The 23757-nt window shown below is 59.0% G+C and carries 26 protein-coding genes; 18 read left to right on the plus strand and 8 right to left on the minus strand.

The genetic code is table 11. From position 1 onward, the window contains the following. Nucleotides 1-54 precede the first annotated feature (54 nt). A complete protein-coding gene (locus tag ACR0LN_RS17095; RefSeq protein ID WP_480431346.1) occupies nucleotides 55-2238 on the minus strand; it encodes an esterase-like activity of phytase family protein in 2184 nt (727 codons plus the stop codon). A gap of 128 nt (nucleotides 2239-2366) precedes the next feature. Beyond that, nucleotides 2367-3842 (minus strand): NAD-dependent succinate-semialdehyde dehydrogenase, encoded by a 1476-nt coding sequence (locus ACR0LN_RS17100; protein ID WP_480431348.1) that lies wholly within the window; start codon nucleotides 3840-3842, stop codon nucleotides 2367-2369. Between the two features lie 247 nt (nucleotides 3843-4089). On the opposite strand from ACR0LN_RS17100, the gene ACR0LN_RS17105 reads away from it, so the two are divergent. From ACR0LN_RS17105 to ACR0LN_RS17145, 9 genes are all read left to right on the plus strand, one after another. Continuing rightward, on the plus strand, nucleotides 4090-5169 hold the full coding sequence (locus ACR0LN_RS17105) for a hypothetical protein (RefSeq protein WP_480431349.1): 1080 nt from the start codon (nucleotides 4090-4092) through the stop codon (nucleotides 5167-5169). Between the two features lie 19 nt (nucleotides 5170-5188). After that, on the plus strand, nucleotides 5189-5566 hold the full coding sequence (locus tag ACR0LN_RS17110) for a hypothetical protein (RefSeq protein ID WP_480431350.1): 378 nt from the start codon (nucleotides 5189-5191) through the stop codon (nucleotides 5564-5566). After that, complete coding sequence (locus tag ACR0LN_RS17115; protein WP_480431352.1) at nucleotides 5559-6677, plus strand: hypothetical protein; 1119 nt, start codon at nucleotides 5559-5561, stop codon at nucleotides 6675-6677. Before ACR0LN_RS17110 ends, ACR0LN_RS17115 begins: the two co-directional genes overlap by 8 nt. A 56-nt stretch (nucleotides 6678-6733) precedes the next feature. After that, complete coding sequence (locus tag ACR0LN_RS17120) at nucleotides 6734-8668, plus strand: AAA family ATPase (RefSeq protein ID WP_480431353.1); 1935 nt, start codon at nucleotides 6734-6736, stop codon at nucleotides 8666-8668. Beyond that, nucleotides 8665-9021: a hypothetical protein gene (locus tag ACR0LN_RS17125; protein WP_480431355.1), complete on the plus strand. Its 357-nt coding sequence runs from the start codon at nucleotides 8665-8667 to the stop codon at nucleotides 9019-9021. Before ACR0LN_RS17120 ends, ACR0LN_RS17125 begins: the two co-directional genes overlap by 4 nt. Next, nucleotides 9018-9143, plus strand: coding sequence for a hypothetical protein (locus ACR0LN_RS17130; RefSeq protein ID WP_480431357.1), 126 nt, complete (start codon nucleotides 9018-9020; stop codon nucleotides 9141-9143). The genes ACR0LN_RS17125 and ACR0LN_RS17130 overlap by 4 nt, the downstream gene beginning before the upstream one ends. Nucleotides 9144-9558: 415 nt before the next feature. Next, nucleotides 9559-10896, plus strand: coding sequence for a DUF6638 family protein (locus tag ACR0LN_RS17135; RefSeq protein WP_480431359.1), 1338 nt, complete (start codon nucleotides 9559-9561; stop codon nucleotides 10894-10896). 1 nt (nucleotide 10897) lies between these two features. Beyond that, the gene (locus tag ACR0LN_RS17140; RefSeq protein WP_480431360.1) at nucleotides 10898-11164 is read left to right on the plus strand and encodes a hypothetical protein; all 267 of its coding nucleotides are present in this window, start codon (nucleotides 10898-10900) and stop codon (nucleotides 11162-11164) included. Nucleotides 11165-11173: 9 nt separating this feature from the next. Then, nucleotides 11174-11818, plus strand: coding sequence for a DUF1523 family protein (locus tag ACR0LN_RS17145; RefSeq protein WP_480431362.1), 645 nt, complete (start codon nucleotides 11174-11176; stop codon nucleotides 11816-11818). A 37-nt stretch (nucleotides 11819-11855) separates the two neighbouring features. On the opposite strand, the gene ACR0LN_RS17150 is transcribed toward ACR0LN_RS17145, so the two are convergent. From ACR0LN_RS17150 to ACR0LN_RS17175, 6 genes are all read right to left on the minus strand, one after another. After that, nucleotides 11856-12950: a flagellar basal body P-ring protein FlgI gene (locus ACR0LN_RS17150; RefSeq protein ID WP_480431364.1), complete on the minus strand. Its 1095-nt coding sequence runs from the start codon at nucleotides 12948-12950 to the stop codon at nucleotides 11856-11858. Continuing rightward, the gene (locus tag ACR0LN_RS17155; RefSeq protein WP_480431366.1) at nucleotides 12947-13957 is read right to left on the minus strand and encodes a flagellin; all 1011 of its coding nucleotides are present in this window, start codon (nucleotides 13955-13957) and stop codon (nucleotides 12947-12949) included. The genes ACR0LN_RS17150 and ACR0LN_RS17155 overlap by 4 nt, the downstream gene beginning before the upstream one ends. Next, the gene (flgK, locus tag ACR0LN_RS17160) at nucleotides 13957-15408 is read right to left on the minus strand and encodes a flagellar hook-associated protein FlgK (RefSeq protein ID WP_480431367.1); all 1452 of its coding nucleotides are present in this window, start codon (nucleotides 15406-15408) and stop codon (nucleotides 13957-13959) included. The genes ACR0LN_RS17155 and flgK overlap by 1 nt, the downstream gene beginning before the upstream one ends. A gap of 33 nt (nucleotides 15409-15441) precedes the next feature. After that, a complete protein-coding gene (locus ACR0LN_RS17165; RefSeq protein ID WP_480431369.1) occupies nucleotides 15442-16737 on the minus strand; it encodes a flagellar hook protein FlgE in 1296 nt (431 codons plus the stop codon). Between the two features lie 98 nt (nucleotides 16738-16835). Further along, nucleotides 16836-17672, minus strand: a complete 837-nt coding sequence (locus ACR0LN_RS17170; protein ID WP_480431370.1) for a flagellar motor protein MotB — start codon at nucleotides 17670-17672, stop codon at nucleotides 16836-16838. Between the two features lie 87 nt (nucleotides 17673-17759). Beyond that, nucleotides 17760-19100, minus strand: coding sequence for a FliI/YscN family ATPase (locus tag ACR0LN_RS17175; RefSeq protein WP_480431372.1), 1341 nt, complete (start codon nucleotides 19098-19100; stop codon nucleotides 17760-17762). An 84-nt stretch (nucleotides 19101-19184) separates the two neighbouring features. Here ACR0LN_RS17175 and ACR0LN_RS17180 point away from each other — a divergent pair, with 84 nt between their 5' ends. Genes ACR0LN_RS17180 through ACR0LN_RS17220 form a run of 9 tightly spaced genes read left to right on the plus strand, consistent with a single transcriptional unit; the run spans nucleotide 19185 to nucleotide 23739 of the window. Then, complete coding sequence (locus tag ACR0LN_RS17180; RefSeq protein ID WP_480431373.1) at nucleotides 19185-19571, plus strand: FlgB family protein; 387 nt, start codon at nucleotides 19185-19187, stop codon at nucleotides 19569-19571. A 12-nt stretch (nucleotides 19572-19583) separates the two neighbouring features. Beyond that, a complete protein-coding gene (gene flgC, locus ACR0LN_RS17185; protein ID WP_480431375.1) occupies nucleotides 19584-19970 on the plus strand; it encodes a flagellar basal body rod protein FlgC in 387 nt (128 codons plus the stop codon). Nucleotides 19971-19981: 11 nt separating this feature from the next. After that, nucleotides 19982-20272, plus strand: a complete 291-nt coding sequence (gene fliE / locus ACR0LN_RS17190) for a flagellar hook-basal body complex protein FliE (protein WP_480431376.1) — start codon at nucleotides 19982-19984, stop codon at nucleotides 20270-20272. 4 nt (nucleotides 20273-20276) lie between these two features. Next, on the plus strand, nucleotides 20277-20549 hold the full coding sequence (locus tag ACR0LN_RS17195; RefSeq protein WP_480431378.1) for a flagellar biosynthetic protein FliQ: 273 nt from the start codon (nucleotides 20277-20279) through the stop codon (nucleotides 20547-20549). Further along, a complete protein-coding gene (locus ACR0LN_RS17200) occupies nucleotides 20549-21259 on the plus strand; it encodes a flagellar hook-basal body complex protein (RefSeq protein ID WP_480431380.1) in 711 nt (236 codons plus the stop codon). The genes ACR0LN_RS17195 and ACR0LN_RS17200 overlap by 1 nt, the downstream gene beginning before the upstream one ends. 22 nt (nucleotides 21260-21281) lie before the next feature. Then, nucleotides 21282-22067 carry a flagellar basal-body rod protein FlgG gene (gene flgG / locus ACR0LN_RS17205; RefSeq protein WP_480431382.1) on the plus strand — a complete coding sequence of 262 codons (786 nt, stop codon included), beginning with the start codon at nucleotides 21282-21284 and terminating at the stop codon, nucleotides 22065-22067. Beyond that, nucleotides 22067-22480 carry a flagellar basal body P-ring formation chaperone FlgA gene (flgA, locus tag ACR0LN_RS17210; protein ID WP_480431384.1) on the plus strand — a complete coding sequence of 138 codons (414 nt, stop codon included), beginning with the start codon at nucleotides 22067-22069 and terminating at the stop codon, nucleotides 22478-22480. Before flgG ends, flgA begins: the two co-directional genes overlap by 1 nt. Beyond that, nucleotides 22480-23211, plus strand: coding sequence for a flagellar basal body L-ring protein FlgH (gene flgH / locus ACR0LN_RS17215; RefSeq protein WP_480431452.1), 732 nt, complete (start codon nucleotides 22480-22482; stop codon nucleotides 23209-23211). The genes flgA and flgH overlap by 1 nt, the downstream gene beginning before the upstream one ends. A 9-nt stretch (nucleotides 23212-23220) precedes the next feature. Further along, a complete protein-coding gene (locus ACR0LN_RS17220; protein ID WP_480431386.1) occupies nucleotides 23221-23739 on the plus strand; it encodes a flagellar basal body-associated protein FliL in 519 nt (172 codons plus the stop codon). Nucleotides 23740-23757 lie beyond the last annotated feature (18 nt).

Genomic DNA, 23757 nt, shown 5'->3' on the forward strand with positions numbered 1-23757 from the left:
AGCAAAATGACCCCGCACAATTTCGTGCGGGGTCTCTTAATGTTTTACCTGCGATTAGTTCCCTGCCGTCACCGACCCAATCGACCAGAACATTGTCTCGCCCGAGGCGTCGTCGACGCCGTCATTGTCGGTCATAACAAACGCTTCGCCCGAGGGCAGGATGGCCAGACCTTCGATCTTGTCCAGAACGTAACCACCGGTCGAGGTCAGGTCGGGCAGCAGGTCGCGGACCTCTTCTTTGCTGACCACGGGCAGTGGGCCGCCCAGTGTGGCCGGGGTCATGTCAGACAGCGGGATGCGGTAGATCTTTTTGGTCACGGCGCGGTGGTCGTGCTGATTGTCACGTTCGATGACGTAGACATGCTCCCCGAAGGCCACGATTTCCGACAGGCCGACCCAGCCCTTTTCCGGGTCCGCTTTGGGATAGTGCACGGCCCCCCATCCCTTGGTGTCGAGATTATAGGCGACCAGTTTCACGTGGTTCTCCGGGTCGTCTTTCCATTCGCGCTGAACGGCCATCCACAGGGTGTTGCCGATCTTGGTGATGCCTTCGAACCCAAAGCGCTGTTCGACCGCCATCAATTCAGGTGGCAGGCCGATCTCGCCCTTGCGATCTTTAATCAGACCATCTGCGCTGACGTGATAGATCGCGTGAGGGATGACACGGTCGGTGCGCCCTTCGGAGGCGACATAGAAGCCCCCCTCGCCGTCTAGTGTGATGCCTTCAAGGTCCAGTTTCTGCGCCGGGTTGCCGTCCTGCCGATGGATGCGGATCACGTCGACAATGCGGGCGGGTTGCTGGCTGGGGTCGATCTTGAAGATCGAAGGCTGGAAGCCATAATAGCTGTCATTGACCGCATAGATCATGCCGTCTTCATCCGCGACCAGACCGGACAGTGCGCCCCAACCGATCAGCTCATCCGCGCCTGCGGAGGTCAGATGCGGATAGTTGGCGGGGACGTCCTGATATTCAAAGATCGACACATGCGCCCGAGGGCCGCCATCCTCGATCAGGTCTTTCTCATTGGCCGAGATCAGCAGGTTGCGTTCGGGGATCGCCACGTAACCTTCCGGGCCAACACCCGAGGGCAGCAGCTGTTTCAGCACTGGATTGGCCGGATCGGTGGCGTCATAGACCCCCACGACCGAGGCGCGCTCGGCCCCGACAAAGATCATCGGAGTACCGCCGAAGGTGGCCGCAGTCACGCTTTCCGGCTCAACGCCTTTGGCGTCCGAGCGTTTGTCGGGATAGTGGCCGATCTGGATGATGGCTTTTTCGAAATCGGTGCCGTTTTCATAAACAACGGTGCCGTCCTTGTGGAAGATGGTCCAGCCGCGCGAACCGCCCTCATAATCGCCTTCGTTGGCGGTGGCGAAGTGGTTGTCGTCGATCCATTTTACCGCGTCCGGTTCGCGCAGGCGGCCCGGCTGGCTTTCGGTGAAGATCAGCGCGCCGCGCTCGTCAGTGGCATCGATGCCCTCCAGATCAACAGCGCCCGCCGAGAAATGGCTGACCACGGTGCCGTCCTTGTCGACGACGGCGATATGGTTGTTTTCCTGCAGGGTGACGACGGTCTCGCCCAGACCGTTGATGTCCACGAACTCCGGCTCGGGGTCGGTCGGCGCAACCTCGGCCAGACCGGTCAGCGAGGCCATGGTCATGCCCGCGCAGTCCAGCGCGCCGTCTTTCAGCGGCACCAGCGCCAGCGACCCGGCGGGCAGCTGCGGGATGACGCCGTCATTCAGGTCTTCATCACGCTCGTTTTCAATCGCCACGGCAACAAAGCTGCCATCGGGGGCGATGGCGACGCTGTCGGGCTGGCCACCCAGATCACAGGCGCCGGTTACAGCCTTGCTCTCAATATCAACCGAGATCAGCTTGCCCGACGGCGCGGTATAACTTTCAGAAGTGTTCACGCCAACAAAGGCTGTCGTGCCAACGATACCAACTGATGTTGGTTCGCCACCCACATCCATCGCGCCCAGAGGCGCCGGGTTCGCGGGGTTGGTGATGTCGACCATGCCGATCACGCCCAGCGGGCTGTCAGTATAGACCAGCGTCATGCCATCCGCAGTCGCGGCGATGATCTCGGGCGAGGTCTCGCGGGTGGTATCCGCCCCCTCGACCATGTTCTTGACGACCGGGAAAGACGCAATTCGGTTGAAATTCATCTCTGCCATGGCCTGACTGGCGGTCAGGGCTAGGGCAGATGTCAGGCAGACAAAGCGCAATGACATCGGTAGGTATCCCCTCATACTTGGATGCAAGGGGAATGAACGCGGGTCATTGCAGAGATGTGACGGTTTGTTTGCAGTTTTGTGACAAACTGCAAGGCCCCGGCGCAACGCACCGGGGCCATCTTGGGTCAGACAGACAGGCAGACGTATTTCATCTCAAGATAGTCTTCCATGCCGTGATGGCTGCCTTCGCGGCCCAGGCCGGACTGCTTGACGCCGCCGAACGGGCCCAGTTCAGTCGAGATGATGCCAGTGTTCACGCCAACGATGCCATATTCCAGCGCCTCAGCCACTTTGTAGACGCGGCTCAGGTCCTTGGCATAGAAATAAGAGGCCAGACCAAAGATCGTGTCATTGGCCATGGCGATCACGTCATCCTCGTTTTCGAACTTGAACAGCGGCGCCAGCGGGCCAAAGGTTTCGTCCTGTGCCACCATCATGTCCTGCGTTACGCCGGTCACGATGGTCGGCTGGAAGAAGGTGCCGCCCAGATCGTGCGGCAGACCGCCGGTCAGAATTGCTCCGCCCTTGTCGGTGACGTCCTTGATGTGTTCTTCGACCTTGGCGACCGCCTCGGCGTTGATCAGCGGACCGGTTGTGGTTCCGTCGGTCAGGCCGTCGCCGACCTTCAGTGCCTCAGTCGCCGCTTTTAGCTTGGCGGCGAATTCGTCATAAACTCCGGCCTGTACGTAGATGCGGTTTGCGCAGACGCAGGTCTGGCCGTTGTTGCGGAACTTGCACAGCATCGCGCCTTCGACGGCGGCATCCAGATCGGCATCATCGAACACGATGAACGGGGCGTTGCCACCCAGTTCCATCGAGCACTTCATGACCTGATCCGCCGCCTGCCGCAGCAGGATACGCCCCACTTCGGTTGAGCCGGTGAAGGTCAGCTTGCGTACGCCGGGGTTTTCGCAGAACTCTTTACCGACCTCGCTGGCCTGCGACGAAGGCACCACGTTGAACACACCAGCAGGCACACCGGCCTGCTCGGCCAGAAGCGCCAGCACCAAGGCAGACAGCGGCGTTTCGGCCGCCGGACGCGCGACAAAGGCACAGCCAGCCGCCAGCGCAGGCCCAGCCTTGCGGGTGATCATCGCGTTGGGGAAGTTCCACGGCGTGATCGAGGCCGCCACTCCGATGGGCTGTTTCAGTACCATGATCCGCTTGTCACGCTGGTGACCCGGGAAGGTTTCGCCATAAACGCGCTTGGCCTCTTCACCGAAGAATTCGATGAAGGACGCACCATAAGTGATCTCACCCACCGCCTCGGCCAGCGGTTTGCCCTGTTCTGCGGTCAGGATTTTGCCTAGGTCTTCGGCGTTTGCCACCATCAGGTCAAACCAGCGGCGCAGGATAACCGCGCGTTCCTTGCCGGTCAGCTTGGCCCATTCCTTTTGCGCAGCCTCAGCCTGCGCAATGGCACCGGCCACTTGAGCGCGGCTGACATCGGCCACCTCGGCCACGACGTCGCCCCGGGCCGGGTTGGTCACGGCAAAGGTGCCGTTGTCACCATCCACCCACTGGCCGCCGATATAGGCTTTGGTCACCAGCAGGTCGGGGTTTTTCAAAAGGGACTTCAGATCGGTTGTCGCGTCCAGCATGGGTCAGCCTCCGGCAGGAATTGATTCAACGCACCCAATCAGGTGGGGTCCGGTATGTCTATGTCCACAATGGCCGTCGGATCAATCCAGATTTGATCATATGCCCAGAGAACAGGCTGGCAATTCGCGCCTATCTTTTTCAGCCTGAGTTTGCAAAGGTTCAGGGGATTTTTGACCCGAAGGGGATGTAAATAGCCGTAACATTCCCTATCTTATTGGGTAATTAAAGAAAAAAGGGATAGCAGCGATGTCGAACCATCAATTTGACGCCTTGATTGAAGAAACTCAGGCAAAAGTGCGTGAAAGCCAGTCGCAGATCGAAAACCTGACCTCGCGGATTGACGCCGCGCGGGCCAAGATCGGCACCGCCGAGGCCGATATCGACATCGAAAACGCCACGCTCGAGGACGTGCACGCCCATACCGAGGTGATGAATGCAAATATCGCCGAGCTGATCATGGGTCTGGACGATGTGACAAATGCGTTTTCCAAGGATTTTGACGAGATGCGTTCGAAAACCGGGTGGGAGTCGTTTGTCGGCATTTTCGCCAAGGGCAAATCCGAGTCCATGCGGCAGGAGCGAATGCGCACCGCCAATATCGACGACAAGCTGCAGGACCTGATCGCCAAATCCGACGTAATCGTGAAACTGCTGCAAGGGCAGCTGTCCGTGCTGGAAGAACAGCGCGTGAAGGTCGAAAACAACCTGACCGGCACTCTGGACGAGCGTGAGGCGACCGTGGCCGAGCTGGAATCGCTGCGCGCCGAAATTCAGGGCATGGACCCGACAATCATCACGTTGGAGAACAAGATCAGCGTCGAACAGGATGCCGCCGCGCGCACCCAGTTGGAAACCGAACTGGCCGAGCTGAACAAGCAATACAACGCCAAGGTTCAGGAAGAGCAGGTCAAGCTGGCCAAATCGCAAACGCTGGAGCGTTACATCGAAAAGGGCAAGACCTGGGTCGATTCACTCCAGAACCAGGCAGCGACGCAGATGGTGCTGATCAACAAGCTACAAACAGACACCCAGCAGCGCGTGGTGTTGTACGACGCCCTGACCAAATCGCTGAAAACCGCGCAGCAGCAGGACGTGGCCCACCGCATCAACGAGATCGGCGTGCAGACAGACCAAGAGGCGCAAACCGCCATGGCCGCCATCGGCACTGCGACCAACCAGAAAATGGCCGACATGCTGGAAGCGCATGAGGGCCACATGGTCTTTGCCCGCGACGTGCTGGAGAAAAAGGCCAAGGCGGATGAACGCTTTGCCCGTCGGTTTGCCTCGATTGTCGAGAAGCATGATAAGAACTTGTATGGGGGTTGAGCAGAGGGTCGGACTCAATATGAAAACGACGACTCTATTGTTCGCAACAATCCTGTCGCTGACGGGGCTAACCTGCTTGATAATTGGTTTCGCAACCTTCCATTCTGCGGGAATGGTCGACTGGAGACTCATTCAGATCGTATCTGCCATCGGGCTAGGAGCGCCAATCCTCGCATGGCTTTGGATATGGATTTTTAATGTATTCTTGCCGATCTTCCTCTGGGTTTTCTGGAAGTATCTGAGCTTGTTCCAATGGATAACGGGAATCAAACTTGGAACTTGGTTTGGCAAACAAATCCTTGGTGACCCAATGGCAAAGCACAACCAAAGAGGTAAGTGGCCCTTCTTGTATCGGGAAGTAGGGCGGATTTTGGAAGTCAAAGAAGCTCATGACTGACCCCACCCAAGACCATGTTGGCCTGACCGACACCTTCGCCTCGCGCCGCTATTTCCGCAAATTCGAGGTGATCACCGTTCACCTCCTGCGCGTAGCCGCGACAATGGAGGCGGAGGGCGCGATCAGCAAGCAAGAGGTGCGGATCGTGTCGCGCTACCTTTCGGGGCTGCTCTACACCTTCCGCGCGCTCTCCATGAAATATCTGCTGGTCGGACGCGATACGGGGCGGTTCTTTGGCAGCCTCGCCATGGACAAGCGCGACAGCGGGTTTCCGGTGGCGGCCGAGTTGCTGAACATGGCCAACGACGCGCAGCAGGCGCAGGTGCATCTGGCGAACATGCCCTCGGAAGACGACCTGAAAACCGATATGGTGCGAACCATTATTGGCGATCAGGAAATCCCGACAAAGCTGCAATTCGCGTTATCTCAAAGGCTCTACTACGAGGAGTTGCTGAAAGGTCAGCTGTTCTGGGCGCGCAATGATCCCGAATGCCACTGGATCGGGAATGAGGGGGATCGGCGGAAATTCCTGATCCATTGGGCGGTTTATGACAGTCAGATCAACCTGCCGGTGATCTACCTGATGCAGTTGGAGGACAGCGGCAAAACCGCTCTGCCCAAAGACCAACGCCGCTGGCCCGAGGTGCAGGCGCATCTGATGGCGCAATCCTTGGGTGGATTGAAACTGGTGACGATTGCCAAGGGCTTCGATCAGGATTTCGACGACCTGCACCCCAAACACCTACGCCGCATTCATGTGGGGCCGATGTATTCCTCGGCCTATACCGAGCAATCCGGCCCGCTGCGGCAGGTGCTTGAGGACGCGCAGGCGCCCGAGGGGCAAGATTGGGCGCTGGCCTGGACCACCGAAGAACTGCAAAGCGAAGAGGTTGTGCAGGAACGATCCGGCTGGTTTGGCACGGTGGATCGTGAGGTATTTGCGTTGGACCCGTTCGGCGGGCAAGGGGCCGAAACCGGGGCCACGCGTGCGCAGCGCTCGATCATCTTGCCTCAGCGTCCGTTTCAGGTTCTGGCCGAGCGTAACCCGCCGGGTTTTGGTGATGTGCGCAAATTCGTGGTCAGCAAGTCCGGGCAGGTGTTGCGCTATTAGTATTTTTGCCTCCGGCGGGAGTATTTTCAAAAAGATGAAGCAAGGGCGGATTTGAAATGAGTTTGACGTCAGATCAGATGGAATTGCGTGAGACGGATATTCGCAAACACTATCCGGCAGCGACTGCCTTGCTGAACGGGTTCGAGCACGCGCCTCGGATCGCGAAGGCGGTTGAGGCGGCGGTTGAGCGATCTCCGGGCGTTTCCACTGGGCGGCGCTTCCGTTCGACCACGCCGGGGTTGGTGACACGGCGAACGGTGCGCGCTGATGGAGTGCATCTGGTCGCACGGATCGAGGCCTCGGATGAGGGCGATACGCTGGTGTCTCCGCCGCAAGCGACCACGCAGCAGGCTATTCGCCGCGCGATTGCCATCGCTCTGGCCGTGGCTGAGGCTTATGCGGAACAAACCCCTCTGGCCGATCTCAAACGCGCCAATCTGGCCGGAGATCTTCCCGCCGCACGCAAGACTGAGTTCTCGGAACTGCTGACGGCCGAGGCACTGATCACCTCGCACACGTTCGGAAACGCGCTGGCCTATCTGATGTCTTCGCATTTGGGCGAGACCACCGTTGATACTGGTGAGATCGAAGAGGTTTTGACGGACAACGGCCAGCTCGCCCTTCATGGCGCGCTGTGGGAGCTGGACCAGACGCTGGCGAAACACGCCCCCGACGACGCGCATTTGATAGCGGCGGTCAGTGCCTATGCCGAGCAACTTATGGAAAAGGCCGCCCTGCGCGCTCAGTCCGCTGGCCATTTGACCCCGTTCCAGAACGCGGCCTGGCATATCGAGGCCGACGACCTGACCATCCGGGGGTTTGAGCCGGCCTCCAAGGCCAAATCCACCACGCTGACCATGACGTTCAAGAAACCGAACGAGGTCGTGGGCAACCATATCGCCAAGTATCAGGCCATGAAGCTGGCCAAGATGCTGATGGCCTACGACTTCGACCGCCGCCTGAACCCCTTCGCGGAACTTGGCGGGTTCATCTTCACCTTCATGGGCGACGGCAAACCGGGCACCGGCAAGACCACTCTGATCCAGATGATGGCCGGGCTGATCAACGACTATTGCCAGAACGTGGGCTATCCGTTCCGCTATCAGAACCTGAGCACCGACAATATCGACAGCTATCAGGGCAAATCCGGCCAGAACGCCAAGGCGTTTATCAACACGATCATCGACCCCTCGGTCATCGGGTTCGGCACCATCGACGATATCGACCAACTGGCGGGTAAACGCGGCGACCGGCAGTCCTCGGCTGGGCAGTTGGAAATCACCGCCGTGCTGATGGAGAGCTTTGCAGGTGCCAACACTGTCGTGCGCGGCAACTGCACCTTTGGCATGTTCTCGAACTACCCCGAGAATGTGGACGACGCCCTGCGGCAGCGGGCGGGCGCGCGGTTCCTTGTGGACGGGCCGCAAACGCGTGAGGATTACATCGACATCCTGCACCTGCTGATGGGCCGCAACCACGACATCCCGCTGGGCGAACACGAAGCCTATGCCGCGCAGGAAATCAAAAAGGCCGTCGCCGCCAGTTTCGAAAGCCATGCCCGCCCGCATGAGGACGCTTTGTTGCAAGTCTATGACCGGGTTTCGGCTCAGATCGGCCAGATGGACACGATTGCCAAGCTGGGCACCTACCTCAAGGCGATCCAACAGGCAGATGAGCGTTTCACCGGTCGCGCGATCAAGAACATCACTGATGCGGTCAAGGTTCGCGCGATGGATTTCGAACTGCCCGACGAATGGATGGAAAACCCCGACCTGTTCCTGTTCCGCGACTACGACACCAAGAAGGCCATGATCGAGGACCTGCGCCAACCGATCACGGTCGAGATGGTGAGTCAAGAAATCAACCGCTACGCCGACAGCGAGTTCCGCTATGCCGACAAGAGCGACGAGGTCGCCATCGAAAACGCCGTCCGCGAGATGGGCCGGATGGAAGAGGCCAAGCGGCGGTATCTGGAGGGGAAAGGAGAATGATGCTCCTTTTGTTTAGCTTGGCGGCAATAACTTCCGCCTTGATCGGGTGGCGCTATGGCACACCAATCGCGGCCACCGAAGAAGCGGGATTTTATCCTGAGAAAAGCCACCGATTGTTTGATGCTTTGTTGTGTTCTGTTGTAGTTAGCCTGTTCGTTATTCCTGCGATAGTTATTGGGTTTCATCACGTTTTCGGTGGTGGCGATTTCTTTGAAGCGGCCGGAAAAACGATCCTTGTCCAAATGTTTCTTTTTGCGTTTAATCCCGGTTGGATATTGCTCCTCGCGCCATTTTCATTGGTACCCTGCACGCTGCTTTTCATCCTGCGTAGAATTTGGGGAGGAGTTCATTGAAACTGCAGAGAACAAATTCCCAAATCAAAGCAAGAGCCAATGTCGCCATCGAAAACGCGGTGCGCGAGATGGGTCGGATGGAAGAGGCCAAGCGGCGATATCTGGAGGGGAAGGGCATTTAAGTAATGATCATAATGATCGCTATAATCGCAACTGTCGGTGCCTCAAGTTTCGCGTTGGGTTGGTATTCGTCGCCTAGACTGGTTCCATTCGCGGCTTCTGTGATTTTTGCACCACTCATCGGAGGACTTATCGCTCCAATGGCATTGACTGAGGCGTGGGGGCTTTTGTCTTCTGGCCAATTCGATGCGGGCAGCGGATACTTTCTGGTCTACTTGGTCAGTCTGATTAAGTTTCCGTGGCTCCTTCTTTGCACAATATTGCTCTCATCTGGGATGTGTCTGTTTGCGCTACATGTCCGCCAATCTCTAGGTTCCTCTCTGTCAAATGAGGACACGACTCAGGCTCGAAATAAGGAGCAAAGAAAGCTCATGAACGAAGCAGCTTTAGAAAAGGGTCACAAGCGGGAATGACACAATGATCCGCCTCATCGAAAAAGGCCTGATGTTCGGCAACCTCGTCCACATCTCCAGCCCAGCCTTAGTCGAGCGGTATAACCGCGCGCTGCAGCATCTGGCGGGCAAAACCACGGCGCTGGCGGATTTCCATGTCGATATCTCGGGCTATTCGCCTGAGGTGGGGATTGAGTTGGAGGACGAACTCTATCTCAATCCCAACGGGGTAAACCGGCAGTTCATCCTGCTGACGACCGAACAGAAACGCGCGCCTCTGCTGAACGTCAAATTCTCGACCTCGCGCGATATCCTGCGCGAGTTCATCGAGATGAATGAGGCTCAGCTATTCGCCCTGACCGCCACCGACGCGGTGGCCGGAGAGCTGGTGAACTCGGTTTTCAAACTCACCACGCCGCGCGACCTTCTGAACCTGCGCAAGATCGAGATTGAGGCCGACACGGTCGGCGGCACCCTGCGCAAGGCCGAGCAACTGGCGGGCATGGTCGAACGGTTCAAAACCGAAGAAGACGCCTGGTTCGACGACGTGCTGATCGCCAAGATGATCGAAACCGCCAAGGAAACCGGCGATGTCACCCGCAACCCCGTCCATCTGCGCCACACCGCGTTTGAGCAACGCAATTTCTGGACAGCGCATTTCGGCGGGCTCTACCTGTTTCCCGATCTCGACTACCCGGCGGCGATTTGCATGGGCGACCGGCCCGACGACGTACCAATCGAGCATGTGTTCGACCGCACGCAACGGCACCGGATTGCAGCCTTCCTCAACGATAATAACCTGGTCGAGACGATCATTGAGGCGCGCGGTGTGAACTCTGCCGCCGTTCTGCAGCAAAAGATGGATTTTCTGACTGTCCATGCCGCCGCAGATGCGGGCATTGACCTGACCGGTCTGGACCGCAGCGACATGCGGCGTTTGGCGCGGAACCACGCCGACCGTCTGCCCGAGGCGTTCCACGGCCTTGCTCAGTTGCTGCGCTGGGCCAGCGATGGCGGGCCGTGGCCGCGCATCACCTCGGATCATCCGGCCTATTTCTACACATTGCGGGCCGCTGATACCCCGCATCGCGATTTGGTAAATATGTTGCTGGCCGAGCTTGCCCCATTGGACCCGCGCCAGATGTTCATCTGCCACAAGGAACTGTTTTACAGTACCTATGCCGCCTGGCCCGAGGCCAAGAAAGCCTATGTTGCCGACTTTCTGGAACGCGAGTATCAGGTGGACAAGGCAGGCGCCCGGGCTGCGCTGTTCGGTCATGAACCGGATATGAGCGGCCAGGACCGGGTCAGTGATGACATCATCGCCCGTGTCGGTCCCTGGGGCGCGGTAAGAAAGGGTTGATATGTTCGGAGCGCTGCGCCTTTTTCTGGTCTTGCTGGTTATCCAGACCGTCGCTTATTTCGCCCTGTCGCTCTATTCGCGCGGGGTACGACGTCGCAAGCTTGAGGACTGGTGGGATGAAAAGGGTAAAACCGGCAATAAAGATGCGTTTGTCGCCCGCGGTCTGCACGTCTATGACAATTCGTTCCGGCGCAAACTGATCCTTGGCGTGTATATTGTGCCATGGGTGGCTATTGGTGCGCTGATCTACATCGTGAATTATATGTGAGGGTACGGCATGGCCTATTTGAAATGGGCATTCATTATCATCTTCTGGGGCACGATCGCCGTGATCCTGCAATACTCCCTGCCACAGCACGATGTGGTGAGGATCGTAAATACGTATGAAGAGCGTCAGGACCTGAACGACTGGACCCGTATCTTCTGGTCGGAACCCGATGATCAATCGACCAGCCTGTCAAACCGCGACGTGCAGTTCATTCAGGCTGTGCGCGCAAACGGCAAGCCGATCGTCTACCGGAACGAAGATACCAGTTGGGGATGGCCGCCCTATTTCAAGTTCGATACGGCCAACCTGTATACCGAAGCCAATGATGCGATCTCGAACAAGAATGCCCCGGAATGGGTCGTCGTGACGCATTACGGTTGGCGCAATGAGTTCATGTCGATCTTCCCCAACGCGGTTTTCATCAAGCATGTGGATGGGCCGGATGTTCGCATTATCCCTTGGTTCAACATCATTTTCCTGACGGTGTTTTTCGCAATTGTCTGGGCAATCTGGGTGCGCTGGCGCAGGTTCCGGCAGGCAAAGATCGACCCAATGCTGGAAAATGTAGAAGATGGGTTTTACGCAGCAGGCGATGCCATTGAAGAAAAACGCCACGGGTTTCGCCGCTGGTTGGACAGTTGGAAATCCAAGTGAGGGCGCGGGTCATGTGACCCAGCCCTTGCGGTTTACATTATCTGACTATGAATTCCGCATGCAGCGCCCCAGCGGCCTTGATCGTCTTCAATATGTCGATCATGTCGCGCGGCGAAACCCCTAGGGCGTTCAGCCCGGCCACGACCTCGGACAGGGTGGTGGCCTCGGGGATTTCGGCCAGCCCGGTGCCTTTTTCCTCTTCGATCCCGGCGATTGTGCGGGGGACCACGACGGTTTCACCGCGCGCAAACGGGTTGGGTTGCACGGCGATGGGTGCTTCCTCGACCGTCAGGGTCAGATTGCCCTGCGACACCGCAACCCGTGAAATCCGAACCTCTTGCCCCATGACGATGGTGCCCGAGCGCTGATCGACCACCACGCGAGCTTTGGTTTCGGGTTCGACCAGTATGTTTTCAATTCGGCCCAGTGCATGTGCCGTCGATATCGATCGCGTCGCAGCGATGTTTAACTCCACTGTCCCGGAGTCCCGCATGATCGCCACGGCCCGGTTGAACTCGGTGTTGATCGCGGTCTCAATGCGACTGGCGGTGGTGAAGTCCGGCTCGCGCAGGGCCAGTCGCATTTGCGTCAGTGTCGAAAGGTCAAAGTCGATCTCACGCTCCACCCGCGCGCCCGAGGGGATCACGCCGGAGGTCGGTACGCCTTTCACCACCGAAGCGGCCTCGCCCTCGGCCACGGCACCCCCGGCCAGAACGGTACCTTGCGCCACTGCGTAGATCTGACCGTCAGCGGCGTTCAAGGGTGTCATGATCAGCGTTCCACCCAGCAGGCTTTTGGAATCGCCGATGGCCGAAACTGTTACATCGATCTGCCCACCAACGCGCGCAAAGGGCGGCAGACTGGCCGTCACCAAGACAGCCGCCACGTTTTTGGGACGAAAATCCTCACCATTCACGTTGACACCCAGCCGTTCGAGAATGTTCGACATGATCTCTTCGGTGAAGGGCGAATTGCGCAGTCCGTCACCGGTGCCATTCAGCCCGACCACCAGACCATAACCCACCAGATCGTTGCCCCGAACACCATCGAAATCCACAAGGTCCTTCAGGCGGATTGTCCCGGCAAAGGCGAACCCGGGTAGTAACATCAATAGGAAAACAAGGAGTCTCATCTCAGGAAATTCACCAGCGACAGGTTCGCATTGCGAACGGTGACGGAATACAGACTTTCCAACTGGAACTGGACAGTCTGCAGCTGTGTGGCGGTCTCATACGGATCTGCTGCAATCAATTCGTTCCGGCTGTACTCCAGACTGGTCTGCGCAGCGCTGTTGCGGGTGGCCGCCTGTTCAATCCGTGCCTCAGCCGACCCTACCTGCGCCCGCAGGTTCACGATGTCATTCTGGGTGTTGGCCAGATCAACGCCCAGCTGCGTGAACAATCCCGTGCGTTGGTCGCGTGGCAGGTTCAGGGCATCGTCCGATACAAGCGCAGCAACCGCAATGTCCCGTATCGCATCCTTAAGCGCTGGATCCGTTGCGGTGATCGGTATTCTTACGCTTTCATTCTCAGAGATCTGCATCGGTGCCAGCGCGGTGTTCGACCCCTGATAGATCACCGCGTCGAACCCGGCGGGATCGTTAAACCAATCTTCTGCCGCCTGCCGGATATCCGCTACTGTGGTGTGCCCGGTCAGTTCAGCCTCAACGGCGGTCAGGAACGTTTCGGTCGAGGGCAGGGGCGAAACATCCGTCGCCGTGCCGGAATACAGGCTGCGCCCACCGGCCCGTGTGTTCAGCGCAGATATGATCGTGTCCAGTTCATTGCGCGCCTGCACCGAGGCGTTTTCATGGCTGACGGCCTGGTTCGACGTGCCAAATGCCAGCAAGGATGAGGTGATCTCGGTCACCGAGTCATTCACGGTCGTCAGGCTCAGCTGCATGGCGTCTGTGAACAGGCCCGCCTCGGCCGTCGACACCTGATAGGCGTTCAGGCGCGACAGGCTGCGATCCAGATCCAGCAGATGCGAATAGTCACCATCCAACCGACCCGAGACATCCTGAACCTTTCCGGTGGACATCTCGTAAGACAGGGTTTCGATCTGGTTTCTGAGTTCGGTCGAGCGGGTCTGCAATGTCATGCCCCGCGCCAGATCACCGATTGACGTCAAATTCATCATCACAGCCTCAACAAGGTTTCCATCAATTCATCCACGACCGAGATTACCCGCGCGTTTGCGGCATAGGCCTGCTCGATTTCCATCAGGTTTTGCAGTTCCTGGTCGGTATCCACGCCCTGTTCTGCTTCGATCCGGGCCATCTCAAGCTGCGCATTATTGGCAAAGGTCAGGCGTTGACTGGCGGTATGGGCGCTGGACCCGGTTTTGGACATCAGTGCCTCGGTCAGGTTCGAGGCGCGCATGTCACCGGTACCAAAGGGCGATCCCGCAACCGGGCGCGCCGCGTTCAAAACAGCGCCGAATGCCTGCAACTGCGTTGCATCGCCCGGATTGCCGGGAGCGACCGCGCCCAGCCCGTCGCGCAGACGCCAGCTGTCGCCGCCATTATCTGGATCGACAATCACGTTTAGGCTGATGCGTGAGGCCAACCCCTCGGGTGCCGTGGCATCGAACCGGTTGCCGGCGTCGGTGAACAGGCCCGGATCGGTGGGCAGCGCGGTCGGGTCCAGACCGGGTGTTTCGAACCGTTCGATCAGGTCTCGGGCGACTGCATCCAGATTGGCCTGCGCTTCAACGGCCAGATCATCGCGGATTTCGAACTGTGCCATCAAGGCACCACCGCGTATCTGCGCTGTGTCGCCGCTGATCCGCACCGGGTTGCCGTTCATCTCCAGCCCCGACAGCAGACCGTTGCCCACGGTCATATGGGGTTTCGTGTCGCCAGTGGTGGTAAAGGAAAACTCTGCCGCCGACTGTTCCAGCAGGATCAGCCCGCCATCCGAATACAGAGACACCTGATCGTGCGCGCGTGGCACCGCATTTACGGGCACCAATGCGTTGACCTGATCAATTAGCACCTGCCGCTGATCAATCAACGCGCCTGTGTCGCCACCTGCATATTTGACCTGAGGGATTTTGGCGTTCAGTTCCTCAATATCCTTGAGTGTCTGGTTCAGGGCATCCACCTGTTTGCCAATCGTGCGATCCGCGTCCGACCGCAACTGCCTAACGCCCTCAGAGGCCGAGTTTATAGTATTCGCCAGATCGCGACCGGTGCGGGCCACCTGGTCCAACCGTTCAGACGAATCCGGCAGGCTGGCGGCGGTGATCAGGCTGCTGTCGAACTCGGCCAGCCTGTTGGCCAGCGAGGACGGGTCGTCGGTCGTGCCAACGACGCCTTCGACACCGGCGTGAAAGCTGGACAGCGCGGACTGATAGGCCAGATCCGCATCGGTGGTGCGGCGGTTGGCCGTCAGGACCGGGTCGTGATTGCGGACCACGCCCACCGTGCGCACGCCGGTGCCCGAGATCGTATTCGTCGTCAACTCCAGCGACCGGCGGGCATAGCCGGGCGTCAGTGCGTTGGCGATGTTGTCCGATACAACCGACGTCCCCCGGCTAGAGGCGGTCAGTCCGCTTACAGCGTTATTGAATGCGGTCGACAAATTCATCAGACTGCCCCCCTTTCTGGGTCAAAACCCAAATCAGCGTTTGAGGTTGGTGGTTTCCTGCAGCATCTCATCCACAGTCTGAATCACCGTCGCACTTGAGGAATAGGCGCGCTGGGTTTGGATTAATGAGGTCAGTTCGGTCGCGATGTCCGTGGTGGATTCCTCGCGCGCGAAGGATACAAGGTCTCCGGTCGGGCCCTCTCCGGCGTTCCACAGGAAGAAAGTGCCGCTGTCCCGCGATGGCGCATAGGTTTGGCTGTCCAGCGCGGTCAGGCCGTTTGGATTGGGTACATCGGCCAGTGGGATCTGGAACATGCGACGGCTAACGCCGGTATCATAGAACGCATAGACATAGCCGTTTTCATCGACCTGAACGCTGGTCATCGTACCCACGGCGGAACCGTCGCGCGTGATCGACACAGGCGCAAACGTGTCCGACAACTGGGTAATGCCATCTGGATCGCTGATTTGGCCGATATTGATCTCCATCGGGCCGCCAGCGACGTTGACGACGACACTGCCGGTGACCGGATCATACGCGCCGCCGGTAACTGGTGTGACGCTGGCCAACGTGCCTCCCGCGGTGCGGCTGTCGGTGAAGGTCAGAGTGTATTCCCCGATCACCGCCCCGCCCGAGGCCGAATCGCGCAGGATCATAGTCCATTCGTTGCTGGTGCCGGTTGCTGGAACGGTCGGCACAAGCTCAATATCGACGCTTTCGGATTTACCGAGGTTGTCGAAATACTCAACCGACAAGGGCTGCGTATCACCGGGAGCCCCGGCATCGGTAGCGGTCGCGGGCAGGTTCATACGCAGGTTCATTTGCGTGGTCGGGGAGCCGGACAGCTGATTGACACTAAGCTGCACCGGTTCCAGCGCCGCCGGGGTATCGCGGGGCACCGCCGGGATCGAGCCGTCTGGGTTGGCGCGCCAGCCCAGCAGGACCAGCCCGGATTCAGTGACCAGATAACCCTCATCATTGGTGCGGAAGGATCCGGTCGTCGTCAGCTGCATCTCATTCGATCCGCCCGCGATTTGTGAGATTGGGCGCACCGGCAACATGCCCCGGCCCCGCACGGCCAGATCGGTCGAGTTGTTGGTGGTCACCAGCGACCCGCGCTGGTCAATCAGGCGTTGGCTGGTTGTCCTGACCCCACCCGCCGAATAGCTGCCGCCCTGGCCCGACGTGACCATCGAATGAAAATCCGTCTCGACCCGCTTGTAGCCGAAAGTCGAAGAATTCGCGATGTTGTCCGAAATGGTGGCCAGCCGGTTGGCGTTGGCCTTCAATGAGGCCACACCGGCATTCAGCGAGGAGGAAATCGTCATTGGCACGCCCTTCTGTTGCGTCAATCTTTGATGCAACAGCTAACGCACTGCCTCTTAACAGCGCGCTAACAGGTAAAATGCCGTCTATCCTGTGATCGTCAGGTCTCGCGCAGGAAGATGATCTCGATCCGGTTATTGCGCACGGCCATCGGGTTTTCATCTGACAATTCCCGGTCGGCGTGACCGGTCACGCGATCCAGTCGCGACGTCGCAAACCCCTTATCTTCAAGCAGTTGCCGCACCGCCTGCGCGCGTGAGGTCGAGATATCCCAGGACGGATCGCGCGCCAGAACCACGGGCGAGGCGCTGACATGGCCTTCGACCGCCACGTCATTGGTCACCAGATCCGACGACCGGGCCACCAGCAGCGCCAGCGCCCGCATCATCGGGGTCGGCTCATCCGTGCCCGATTCGAACAGCGGTTGATCCTCGGTGTCGAACAACTCAACGACCAATCCTTCGTCGGTGACGCGCGTGACGATGTGTTTCAGGACCTTGTCCGACACCATGCTTTCCCCGGTGCGCCCCAGAAGCTCGGCCTCAAGGGTCGAGAAATCCTCGGACGTCTTTTTGCCGCCATCCGGGTTCACTCCGATCGACCCGCGAGCCTGCCGGGCAATCGTTGGGTGTCGTTTGGCAGCCCCCGAGCCATCCATCACCATGGTCGTTTCCGAGAACATGTTGTTGCCGCCAAAGGCCCCGTCACCGCCGCCTGAGACCGGGTTCAACGGTATTGTCGGCGAGAAGTAATCGGCCAACCCTTTGCGTTGTGTTTCCGTCGTTGCGTTCAGCAGCCACATCAACATGAAGAACGCCATCATGGCCGTGACAAAGTCGGCATATGCGACCTTCCACGCGCCACCGTGGTGGCCTTCGCCACCGGACACACGTTTCTTCTTGATGATGATTGGCGCCGCATTGGATTGCGCACCCATCTCCACCACCTTTTTCTATCACCCAGCTAAAGGCGTAGCCGGGCAGGTCTTAAGGTAGGCTTAACACTTAAAACTGTCCGGAGTTCTTTAGCGCGGCAGGGTGGCACTGGCCCGCCGCAGGATTAGCTGCAGGCGGTTGAAGCTGTTCTGGATGCGGTCGGTCTCGGGTTTGCCGAAGAACGCGTCCAGTTCCTCATGCACGCGCACGGCCTGATCCAAAAGCGGGTCCGCGCCCTCAGTATAAAGCCCGGCTTTGATCATCACTTCGGACTGCTCATAGCTGCCGACCAGTTTGCGAGTTTCGGATATCATCTGATTTTCTTCCGGCGTCGCCGCCCCCGGCAGGCTGCGCGAGACCGAACGGCTGAGGTCAATGGCCGGGAACCGCCCACGCTCGGCAATCTCGCGGCTCAGCACGACATGCCCGTCCAACACGCCGCGAAGGATATCTGCGACGGGTTCATCCATATCCGACCCAGCGACCAGAACGCTGAACACGGCAGTGATATCGCCCTGATCGGTCGTGCCGGGGCCGGCGCGCTCACAGAGCCCGGCAATCAGCGGCGTGACCGAAGGAGGAAAGCCGCGCAGTGAAGGGGCCTCACCCATCGCAACGGCGATTTCCCGGTGCGCTTCGGCAAAACGGGTCACCGAATCGGCCAGAAACAGCACGTTCAGACCCTGATCGCGCAGATATTCCGCCACCGACATTGCTGACCAGGCGCAGCGCCGCCGCGCCAGCGCCGACTGATCCGAAGTTGCCGCGACCACGACCGAGCGTTTCATCCCCTCGGCCCCCAGTGCGTGTTCGACGAACTCATTCACCTCGCGCCCGCGTTCTCCCACCAGCGCAACGACGACGGTATCCGCCTGCATCGACTTCGCCAGCGTCGCCAGCAGGGTGGATTTTCCCACGCCCGACCCGGCGAACAGGCCAATACGTTGCCCCTGCACCACGGGTAGCATGGTGTTGAGCATGGCCAGTCCGGTCTCCATCCGCGCGCCCAACGGTTTGCGCGCCACAGCGGGGGGCGGTGCGCGCATGATGTCCTGTTCCTGCATGCCCGACAGCAAAGGCTTCCCGTCCAACGGTTTGCCGAACGGATCAACCACGCGCCCCAGCCAGTGCATCCCCGGCGCAAAGTCGGGTGTCTGGTCCAGAATCACCCGGTCACCCAGACAGACGCCATCGGGCGCGGCAGCCGGCATCATGTGAATCACATCCGATTCGACATGCAGCACTTCGCCCGGCAGTTCCGGCCCGCTGCGCCGCCGCAGGGTCAGGTGATCGCCGATCCGCGCTTGCCCCTGAAGTCCTTGTATTTCAATGACGCCGCGCGCCACGCCGGACACGCGACCCATATGGCGCACTGCCGACAGCCGGTCGAATCCGCATTTCAGAAGCATCGGGTCGAGATCGGACATCATGGGTTCTCCAACGGGTTTCTGAAAACGGTTTCTAAAGGAATCGGGGTTAAGCCTTGATTGAAATCGATCGAGGGAGAAGCCCCGATGTTCAATGACCTGAACGTCTTTAAAACAGCGTACGCAATGGCAACCCATGCCGGGCAACGGCAGGCCGTTATCGCACGCAACATGGCCAATGCGGATACGCCGGGCTACCAGCCCCGCGATATCGAGGGTTTTCAGAAAACATTCGAAAGATCAGGGCGTGAGGTGTCGATGACTTCTACGCGCGCTGGCCATCTGAACGGTGCCGCCGGTCCGCAACCCTGGGCTGAATATGAAGTTGCGCCCTCGGGTGATCCCAATGGCAACGGTGTGTCCGTTGAGGAAGAGATGTTCAAGGCGATTGAAGTCAAGCGTCAACATGACCGCGCGCTGACGATCTACAAATCTTCGATGAACATTCTGCGCAGCAGTATTGGCCGGTTGTAGGGAGCGTCAGACATGAGTGATTTTTCCCATTCCCTTGCCGCCTCAACCAGCGCCCTGCGCGCGCAATCGGCGCGGCTGCGGCATGTGTCCGAAAATATCTCAAACGCCGACACGCCGGGCTATCGCCGCAAGACGGTGCCGTTTGAGACGGTGCAGCAAGACGGGCGCGAAGTGGTGCAGGCTGGGCGCGTCAAGCTGGACCGCCGCGACGGGTCACGCATCTATGACCCCAGCCACCCGATGGCGGATGAAAGTGGTCATTACCGCGGCTCGAATGTCGATCTGATGATCGAGATCGCTGACGCCCGAGAGGCGCAGCGCAGCTACGAAGCCAATCTCAAGATGTTCGACCAGACACGCCAGATGTCGTCGAGCCTGATGGAACTCCTCAGAAAATAAAGGACACCAGAATGGATATCCGATCCCTGAATGCAGCCCAGAATTATGCCGTTGCCCGCCCGGCCACGCAGGCCGATCCAGATCACGCCGGAATGGTTCAAGGCTTGCGCAATACGTTTCAGGACTTTGCCGCCACGCTGAAACAGAGTGAGCAAGTGTCCGAGGCCGCCATGACCGGACAAGCTGACCCGCACGCGCTGGTGCAAGCCTTGGCGCAAACCGAGCTTGCCGTGGAAACCGCCGTGGTTGTGCGCGACAAGGTAGTCGAGGCCTATCAGGAAATCTTGCGGATGCCGGTCTGACAAGATGATGAGCGAAGGTCTGTTCTATGACATCGTGCGTCAGGCGCTGTGGGTTGCGGTGATCACCTCGGTCCCGATCCTGGCGGTGGCGCTGGTGTCGGGCCTGATCGTCGGCCTGTTCCAGGCGTTGACCTCGGTGCAGGAAATGACGCTGACCTTCGTGCCCAAACTGATCGCCATCGTCGTCGTGTTCTGGATTTCCATGGGCTTCATGACCCAGACGCTGGTGACGTTTTTCACCACAACCCTCATCCCACTGATCGCCGGAGGTCGCTGATGGATACTGCCTATACAACTCTGTCCCGCCAGTCCGGGCTGATGAATGAAATGCGGCTGGTCGCGAACAACATCGCCAATGCCAACACCACTGGATATCGCGCGCAAGGGTTGGTGTTCTCGGAATTCGTCCGCGACATGCCGGGCAATCCGTCCCTGTCCATGGCGCGGGCCGAGGTGCGCAATACCTCGCTGCAACAGGGTCTGCTGACCGAGACCGGAGGCCAGTTCGATTTCGCCATCGAAGGGGATGGGTTTTTCATGGTTGAAACCGCGTCGGGCAATCGGCTGACCCGAGCGGGGGCCTTCTCACCAAGCGCCGAGGGCGATCTGGTCACGATGGATGGTCACCGGGTGCTGGACGTGAACGGTGCACCGGTTTTCATCCCACCAGACGCGGCCTCGATCGACGTGGGAAACGACGGCACGCTGAGCATCGAGGGTCAACTATTGGGCCAGATCGGCGTCTACCGCGTGGCCGATCCAAAAACACTGGTGCGCGAAGGCAGCACGCAGTTCAGGGCCGAGGGTGAGATTGAACCGGTGGAAAACCCCGTCGTTGTGCATCGCTTCCTCGAAGGCTCGAACGTTAACGCGGTCGAGCAGGTGACCCGCTTGGTTGAAATCCAGCGCGCTTATGAGCTGGGGCAAAGCTTTCTTGAAACCGAAGACCAACGCGTGCGCGAGGCGCTAAAGGCGCTGATGCGGTGAATTGTGAAAAGGAGATTTCAATATGCGGGCTTTGAAAATCGCCGCAACGGGCATGACGGCGCAGCAGATGCGGGTCGAGACGACATCGAACAACCTGGCGAACACGAACACCACCGGCTACAACCCCCGTCGCGCCGAGTTCGCGGATCTGCACTATCAGCAGATGGCGCGGGCGGGCACGGTGAATGCCAATGACGGGACGGTCCTGCCGACCGGTATTCAACTGGGTCTGGGCGTGCGTCCCTCGGCGATTTCTGTGCAGCTGGCGCAAGGGGCTTTGTCGGCCACAGGTGGAGATCTGGATGTTGCCATCGAAGGGCGCGGTTATCTTGAAGTGACTTTGGCCAATGGGCAGTCCGGCTTTACCCGCGATGGCGGTCTGAAACGCTCGGCTGAGGGGCTGATCGTGACGTCGGACGGCTATGCGGTCGCCCCGGAAATCACCATCCCTGACGATGCCCGCTCGATCTCGATCAATGCCTCGGGCGAGGTTTATGCCTATTTCGACGACGCGCCCGAGGGGCAGCTGTTGGGGGAAATCACGCTCGCCAGTTTCTCGAACGCCAAGGGGCTTGAGGCGATTGGCAGCAACCTGTTCCGAGAGACGGAGGCTTCGGGCGCGCCGGTTGTGGGCACCCCTGGCGAGGACGGGTTGGGCACCTTGCGGCAGGGCTATCTTGAGGACAGCTCGGTCGATGCGGTACGGGAAGTGACTGAACTGATCGAGGCACAGCGCGGATACGAGATGAACGCCAAAGTCATTTCCGCCGTCGATCAGATGATGGGCGCAACGACACAGGTGCGGTGATGCGGGTTCTGATCCTGATATTGCTGCTGATACCGGTTTCCGCGCTAGCGGATATTGTGGTTCCTACCCGAACCATCCGCGCCAAGGAGATCATTTCGGCGACCGACCTAGAGGTTAAGGCTCAACAGGTGTCCGCTGGTGTGTCCAATCCGGAACTGCTGATCGGGCAAGAGGCCCGCATCGCGCTCTATCCCGGTCGCCCCATTCGCGCAGGAGATGTCGGGCCGCCCGCCCTTGTGGACCGCAATGATCTGGTTGTTCTGATCTTTGACCGCAAGCCTCTGTCGATCACGGCGGAAGGCCGCGCGCTGGGCCGAGGCGCTGCCGGGGATCGCATTCGGGTCATGAACCTGTCCTCTCGCACAACAATTACCGGCGTTATTCGGACGGATGGTCAAATCGAGGTAAAATGATGACAATATTACCAAAAACTTTACTGTGTACCGTTTTAGTTGTGTCAGCTTGCGGGCGTTTGGATCACCTGCGAAGGCCGCCAAGCTTTACGCCAAACGAGGATTCCCCTGAACATGTCGCCATGCTGTGGCCGGGCCTGCCGCTGCATACCCAGCCGCAGCGCAATGTCGACCGTTCTTCGTTGTGGAGTGGCGGTCAGAATTCGTTGTTGGGCGATCAGCGCGCAATCAAGAAGGGCGACATCTTGACGGTTGTGATTGAATTGGACGAAGAGGCCGAGTTCTCGAATGACACCGAGCGTTCACGCTCGGCTTCGGAAAGGCTTGGGATTGTCGGCTTGTTCGGTTTGCCACAGCGCGCGGATAAACATTTGCCCGAAGGCGCGTCGTTGGCGGACGCGGTCGAGATTGATTCATCTTCGGAAAGCACCGGTGAAGGATCGGTCAAACGCAACGAAAAGCTGACGCTGCGCGTGGCCGCAACAGTGGTGGATGTGTTGCCGAATGGGGTGCTGTCAATCTCGGGTTCGCAGGAATTGCGCGTCAATTTTGAACTGCGCGAGTTGTTGGTCCAAGGCTATGTGCGGCCACAGGACATCTCGCGCAAGAATGAGATCACGTATGACAAGATCGCCTCGGCCCGCGTGTCCTACGGCGGACGCGGCCAGATTACCGATATGCAGCAACCGCGATATGGCCAGCAAATCCTGGACGCCGTATTGCCGTATTGAGGAGCGGATATGATGAAGAAGTTGCTACCCGTCGTTTTTCTGCTGGTCGGTCTGGGCGCCGGGGTCGGTGCCGGGATCGCGTTTTCACCGTCCACGCCGAAAGATGGCTCAAAGCCGGAAATGCTCGAAACCAAACCGGAAAAAGCCAAGGAAAAATCTGCCAATACAAAGGGTGCAAAGGCAGGCAAAAAGAATGATTCAAGTGATTACGAATACCTCAAGCTGACCAAGCAATTCGTGGTGCCGGTCGTTGATTCCGAACGGATCGAGGCGCTAGTGACCATGTCGCTGAGCCTTGAGATCACCCCAGGCATGACCGAGGCGTTTTATGCGGTCGAACCCAAGCTGCGCGATGGGTTTTTGCAGGTCATGTTCGATCATGCGAACACGGGCGGTTTCGATGGGGCCTTCACGGAGTCCGACAACCTACTGGTGTTGCGCAAAGCTCTGCTTGAATCAGCGCGCAAAGACCTGGGGGATGATGTTTCGCAGGTTCTGATCATGGGTGTCAGCCGCCAAGACGTCTGACCCGGATATCCCCGCGGA

The sequence above is a fragment of the Ruegeria sp. AA6 genome, from assembly GCF_056542865.1.

What these genes read in the sequence shown, in the direction of transcription:
- ACR0LN_RS17095 (WP_480431346.1), bottom strand. Translation starts at nt 2,238, where the DNA reads ATGTCATTGCGCTTTGTCTGCCTGACATCTGCCCTAGCCCTGACCGCC.
- ACR0LN_RS17100 (WP_480431348.1), bottom strand. Translation starts at nt 3,842, where the DNA reads ATGCTGGACGCGACAACCGATCTGAAGTCCCTTTTGAAAAACCCCGAC.
- ACR0LN_RS17105 (WP_480431349.1), top strand. Translation starts at nt 4,090, where the DNA reads ATGTCGAACCATCAATTTGACGCCTTGATTGAAGAAACTCAGGCAAAA.
- ACR0LN_RS17110 (WP_480431350.1), top strand. Translation starts at nt 5,189, where the DNA reads ATGAAAACGACGACTCTATTGTTCGCAACAATCCTGTCGCTGACGGGG.
- ACR0LN_RS17115 (WP_480431352.1), top strand. Translation starts at nt 5,559, where the DNA reads ATGACTGACCCCACCCAAGACCATGTTGGCCTGACCGACACCTTCGCC.
- ACR0LN_RS17120 (WP_480431353.1), top strand. Translation starts at nt 6,734, where the DNA reads ATGAGTTTGACGTCAGATCAGATGGAATTGCGTGAGACGGATATTCGC.
- ACR0LN_RS17125 (WP_480431355.1), top strand. Translation starts at nt 8,665, where the DNA reads ATGATGCTCCTTTTGTTTAGCTTGGCGGCAATAACTTCCGCCTTGATC.
- ACR0LN_RS17135 (WP_480431359.1), top strand. Translation starts at nt 9,559, where the DNA reads ATGATCCGCCTCATCGAAAAAGGCCTGATGTTCGGCAACCTCGTCCAC.
- ACR0LN_RS17140 (WP_480431360.1), top strand. Translation starts at nt 10,898, where the DNA reads ATGTTCGGAGCGCTGCGCCTTTTTCTGGTCTTGCTGGTTATCCAGACC.
- ACR0LN_RS17145 (WP_480431362.1), top strand. Translation starts at nt 11,174, where the DNA reads ATGGCCTATTTGAAATGGGCATTCATTATCATCTTCTGGGGCACGATC.
- ACR0LN_RS17150 (WP_480431364.1), bottom strand. Translation starts at nt 12,950, where the DNA reads ATGAGACTCCTTGTTTTCCTATTGATGTTACTACCCGGGTTCGCCTTT.
- ACR0LN_RS17155 (WP_480431366.1), bottom strand. Translation starts at nt 13,957, where the DNA reads ATGATGAATTTGACGTCAATCGGTGATCTGGCGCGGGGCATGACATTG.
- flgK (WP_480431367.1), bottom strand. Translation starts at nt 15,408, where the DNA reads ATGAATTTGTCGACCGCATTCAATAACGCTGTAAGCGGACTGACCGCC.
- ACR0LN_RS17165 (WP_480431369.1), bottom strand. Translation starts at nt 16,737, where the DNA reads ATGACGATTTCCTCCTCGCTGAATGCCGGTGTGGCCTCATTGAAGGCC.
- ACR0LN_RS17170 (WP_480431370.1), bottom strand. Translation starts at nt 17,672, where the DNA reads ATGGGTGCGCAATCCAATGCGGCGCCAATCATCATCAAGAAGAAACGT.
- ACR0LN_RS17175 (WP_480431372.1), bottom strand. Translation starts at nt 19,100, where the DNA reads ATGATGTCCGATCTCGACCCGATGCTTCTGAAATGCGGATTCGACCGG.
- ACR0LN_RS17180 (WP_480431373.1), top strand. Translation starts at nt 19,185, where the DNA reads ATGTTCAATGACCTGAACGTCTTTAAAACAGCGTACGCAATGGCAACC.
- flgC (WP_480431375.1), top strand. Translation starts at nt 19,584, where the DNA reads ATGAGTGATTTTTCCCATTCCCTTGCCGCCTCAACCAGCGCCCTGCGC.
- fliE (WP_480431376.1), top strand. Translation starts at nt 19,982, where the DNA reads ATGGATATCCGATCCCTGAATGCAGCCCAGAATTATGCCGTTGCCCGC.
- ACR0LN_RS17195 (WP_480431378.1), top strand. Translation starts at nt 20,277, where the DNA reads ATGATGAGCGAAGGTCTGTTCTATGACATCGTGCGTCAGGCGCTGTGG.
- ACR0LN_RS17200 (WP_480431380.1), top strand. Translation starts at nt 20,549, where the DNA reads ATGGATACTGCCTATACAACTCTGTCCCGCCAGTCCGGGCTGATGAAT.
- flgG (WP_480431382.1), top strand. Translation starts at nt 21,282, where the DNA reads ATGCGGGCTTTGAAAATCGCCGCAACGGGCATGACGGCGCAGCAGATG.
- flgA (WP_480431384.1), top strand. Translation starts at nt 22,067, where the DNA reads ATGCGGGTTCTGATCCTGATATTGCTGCTGATACCGGTTTCCGCGCTA.
- flgH (WP_480431452.1), top strand. Translation starts at nt 22,480, where the DNA reads ATGACAATATTACCAAAAACTTTACTGTGTACCGTTTTAGTTGTGTCA.
- ACR0LN_RS17220 (WP_480431386.1), top strand. Translation starts at nt 23,221, where the DNA reads ATGATGAAGAAGTTGCTACCCGTCGTTTTTCTGCTGGTCGGTCTGGGC.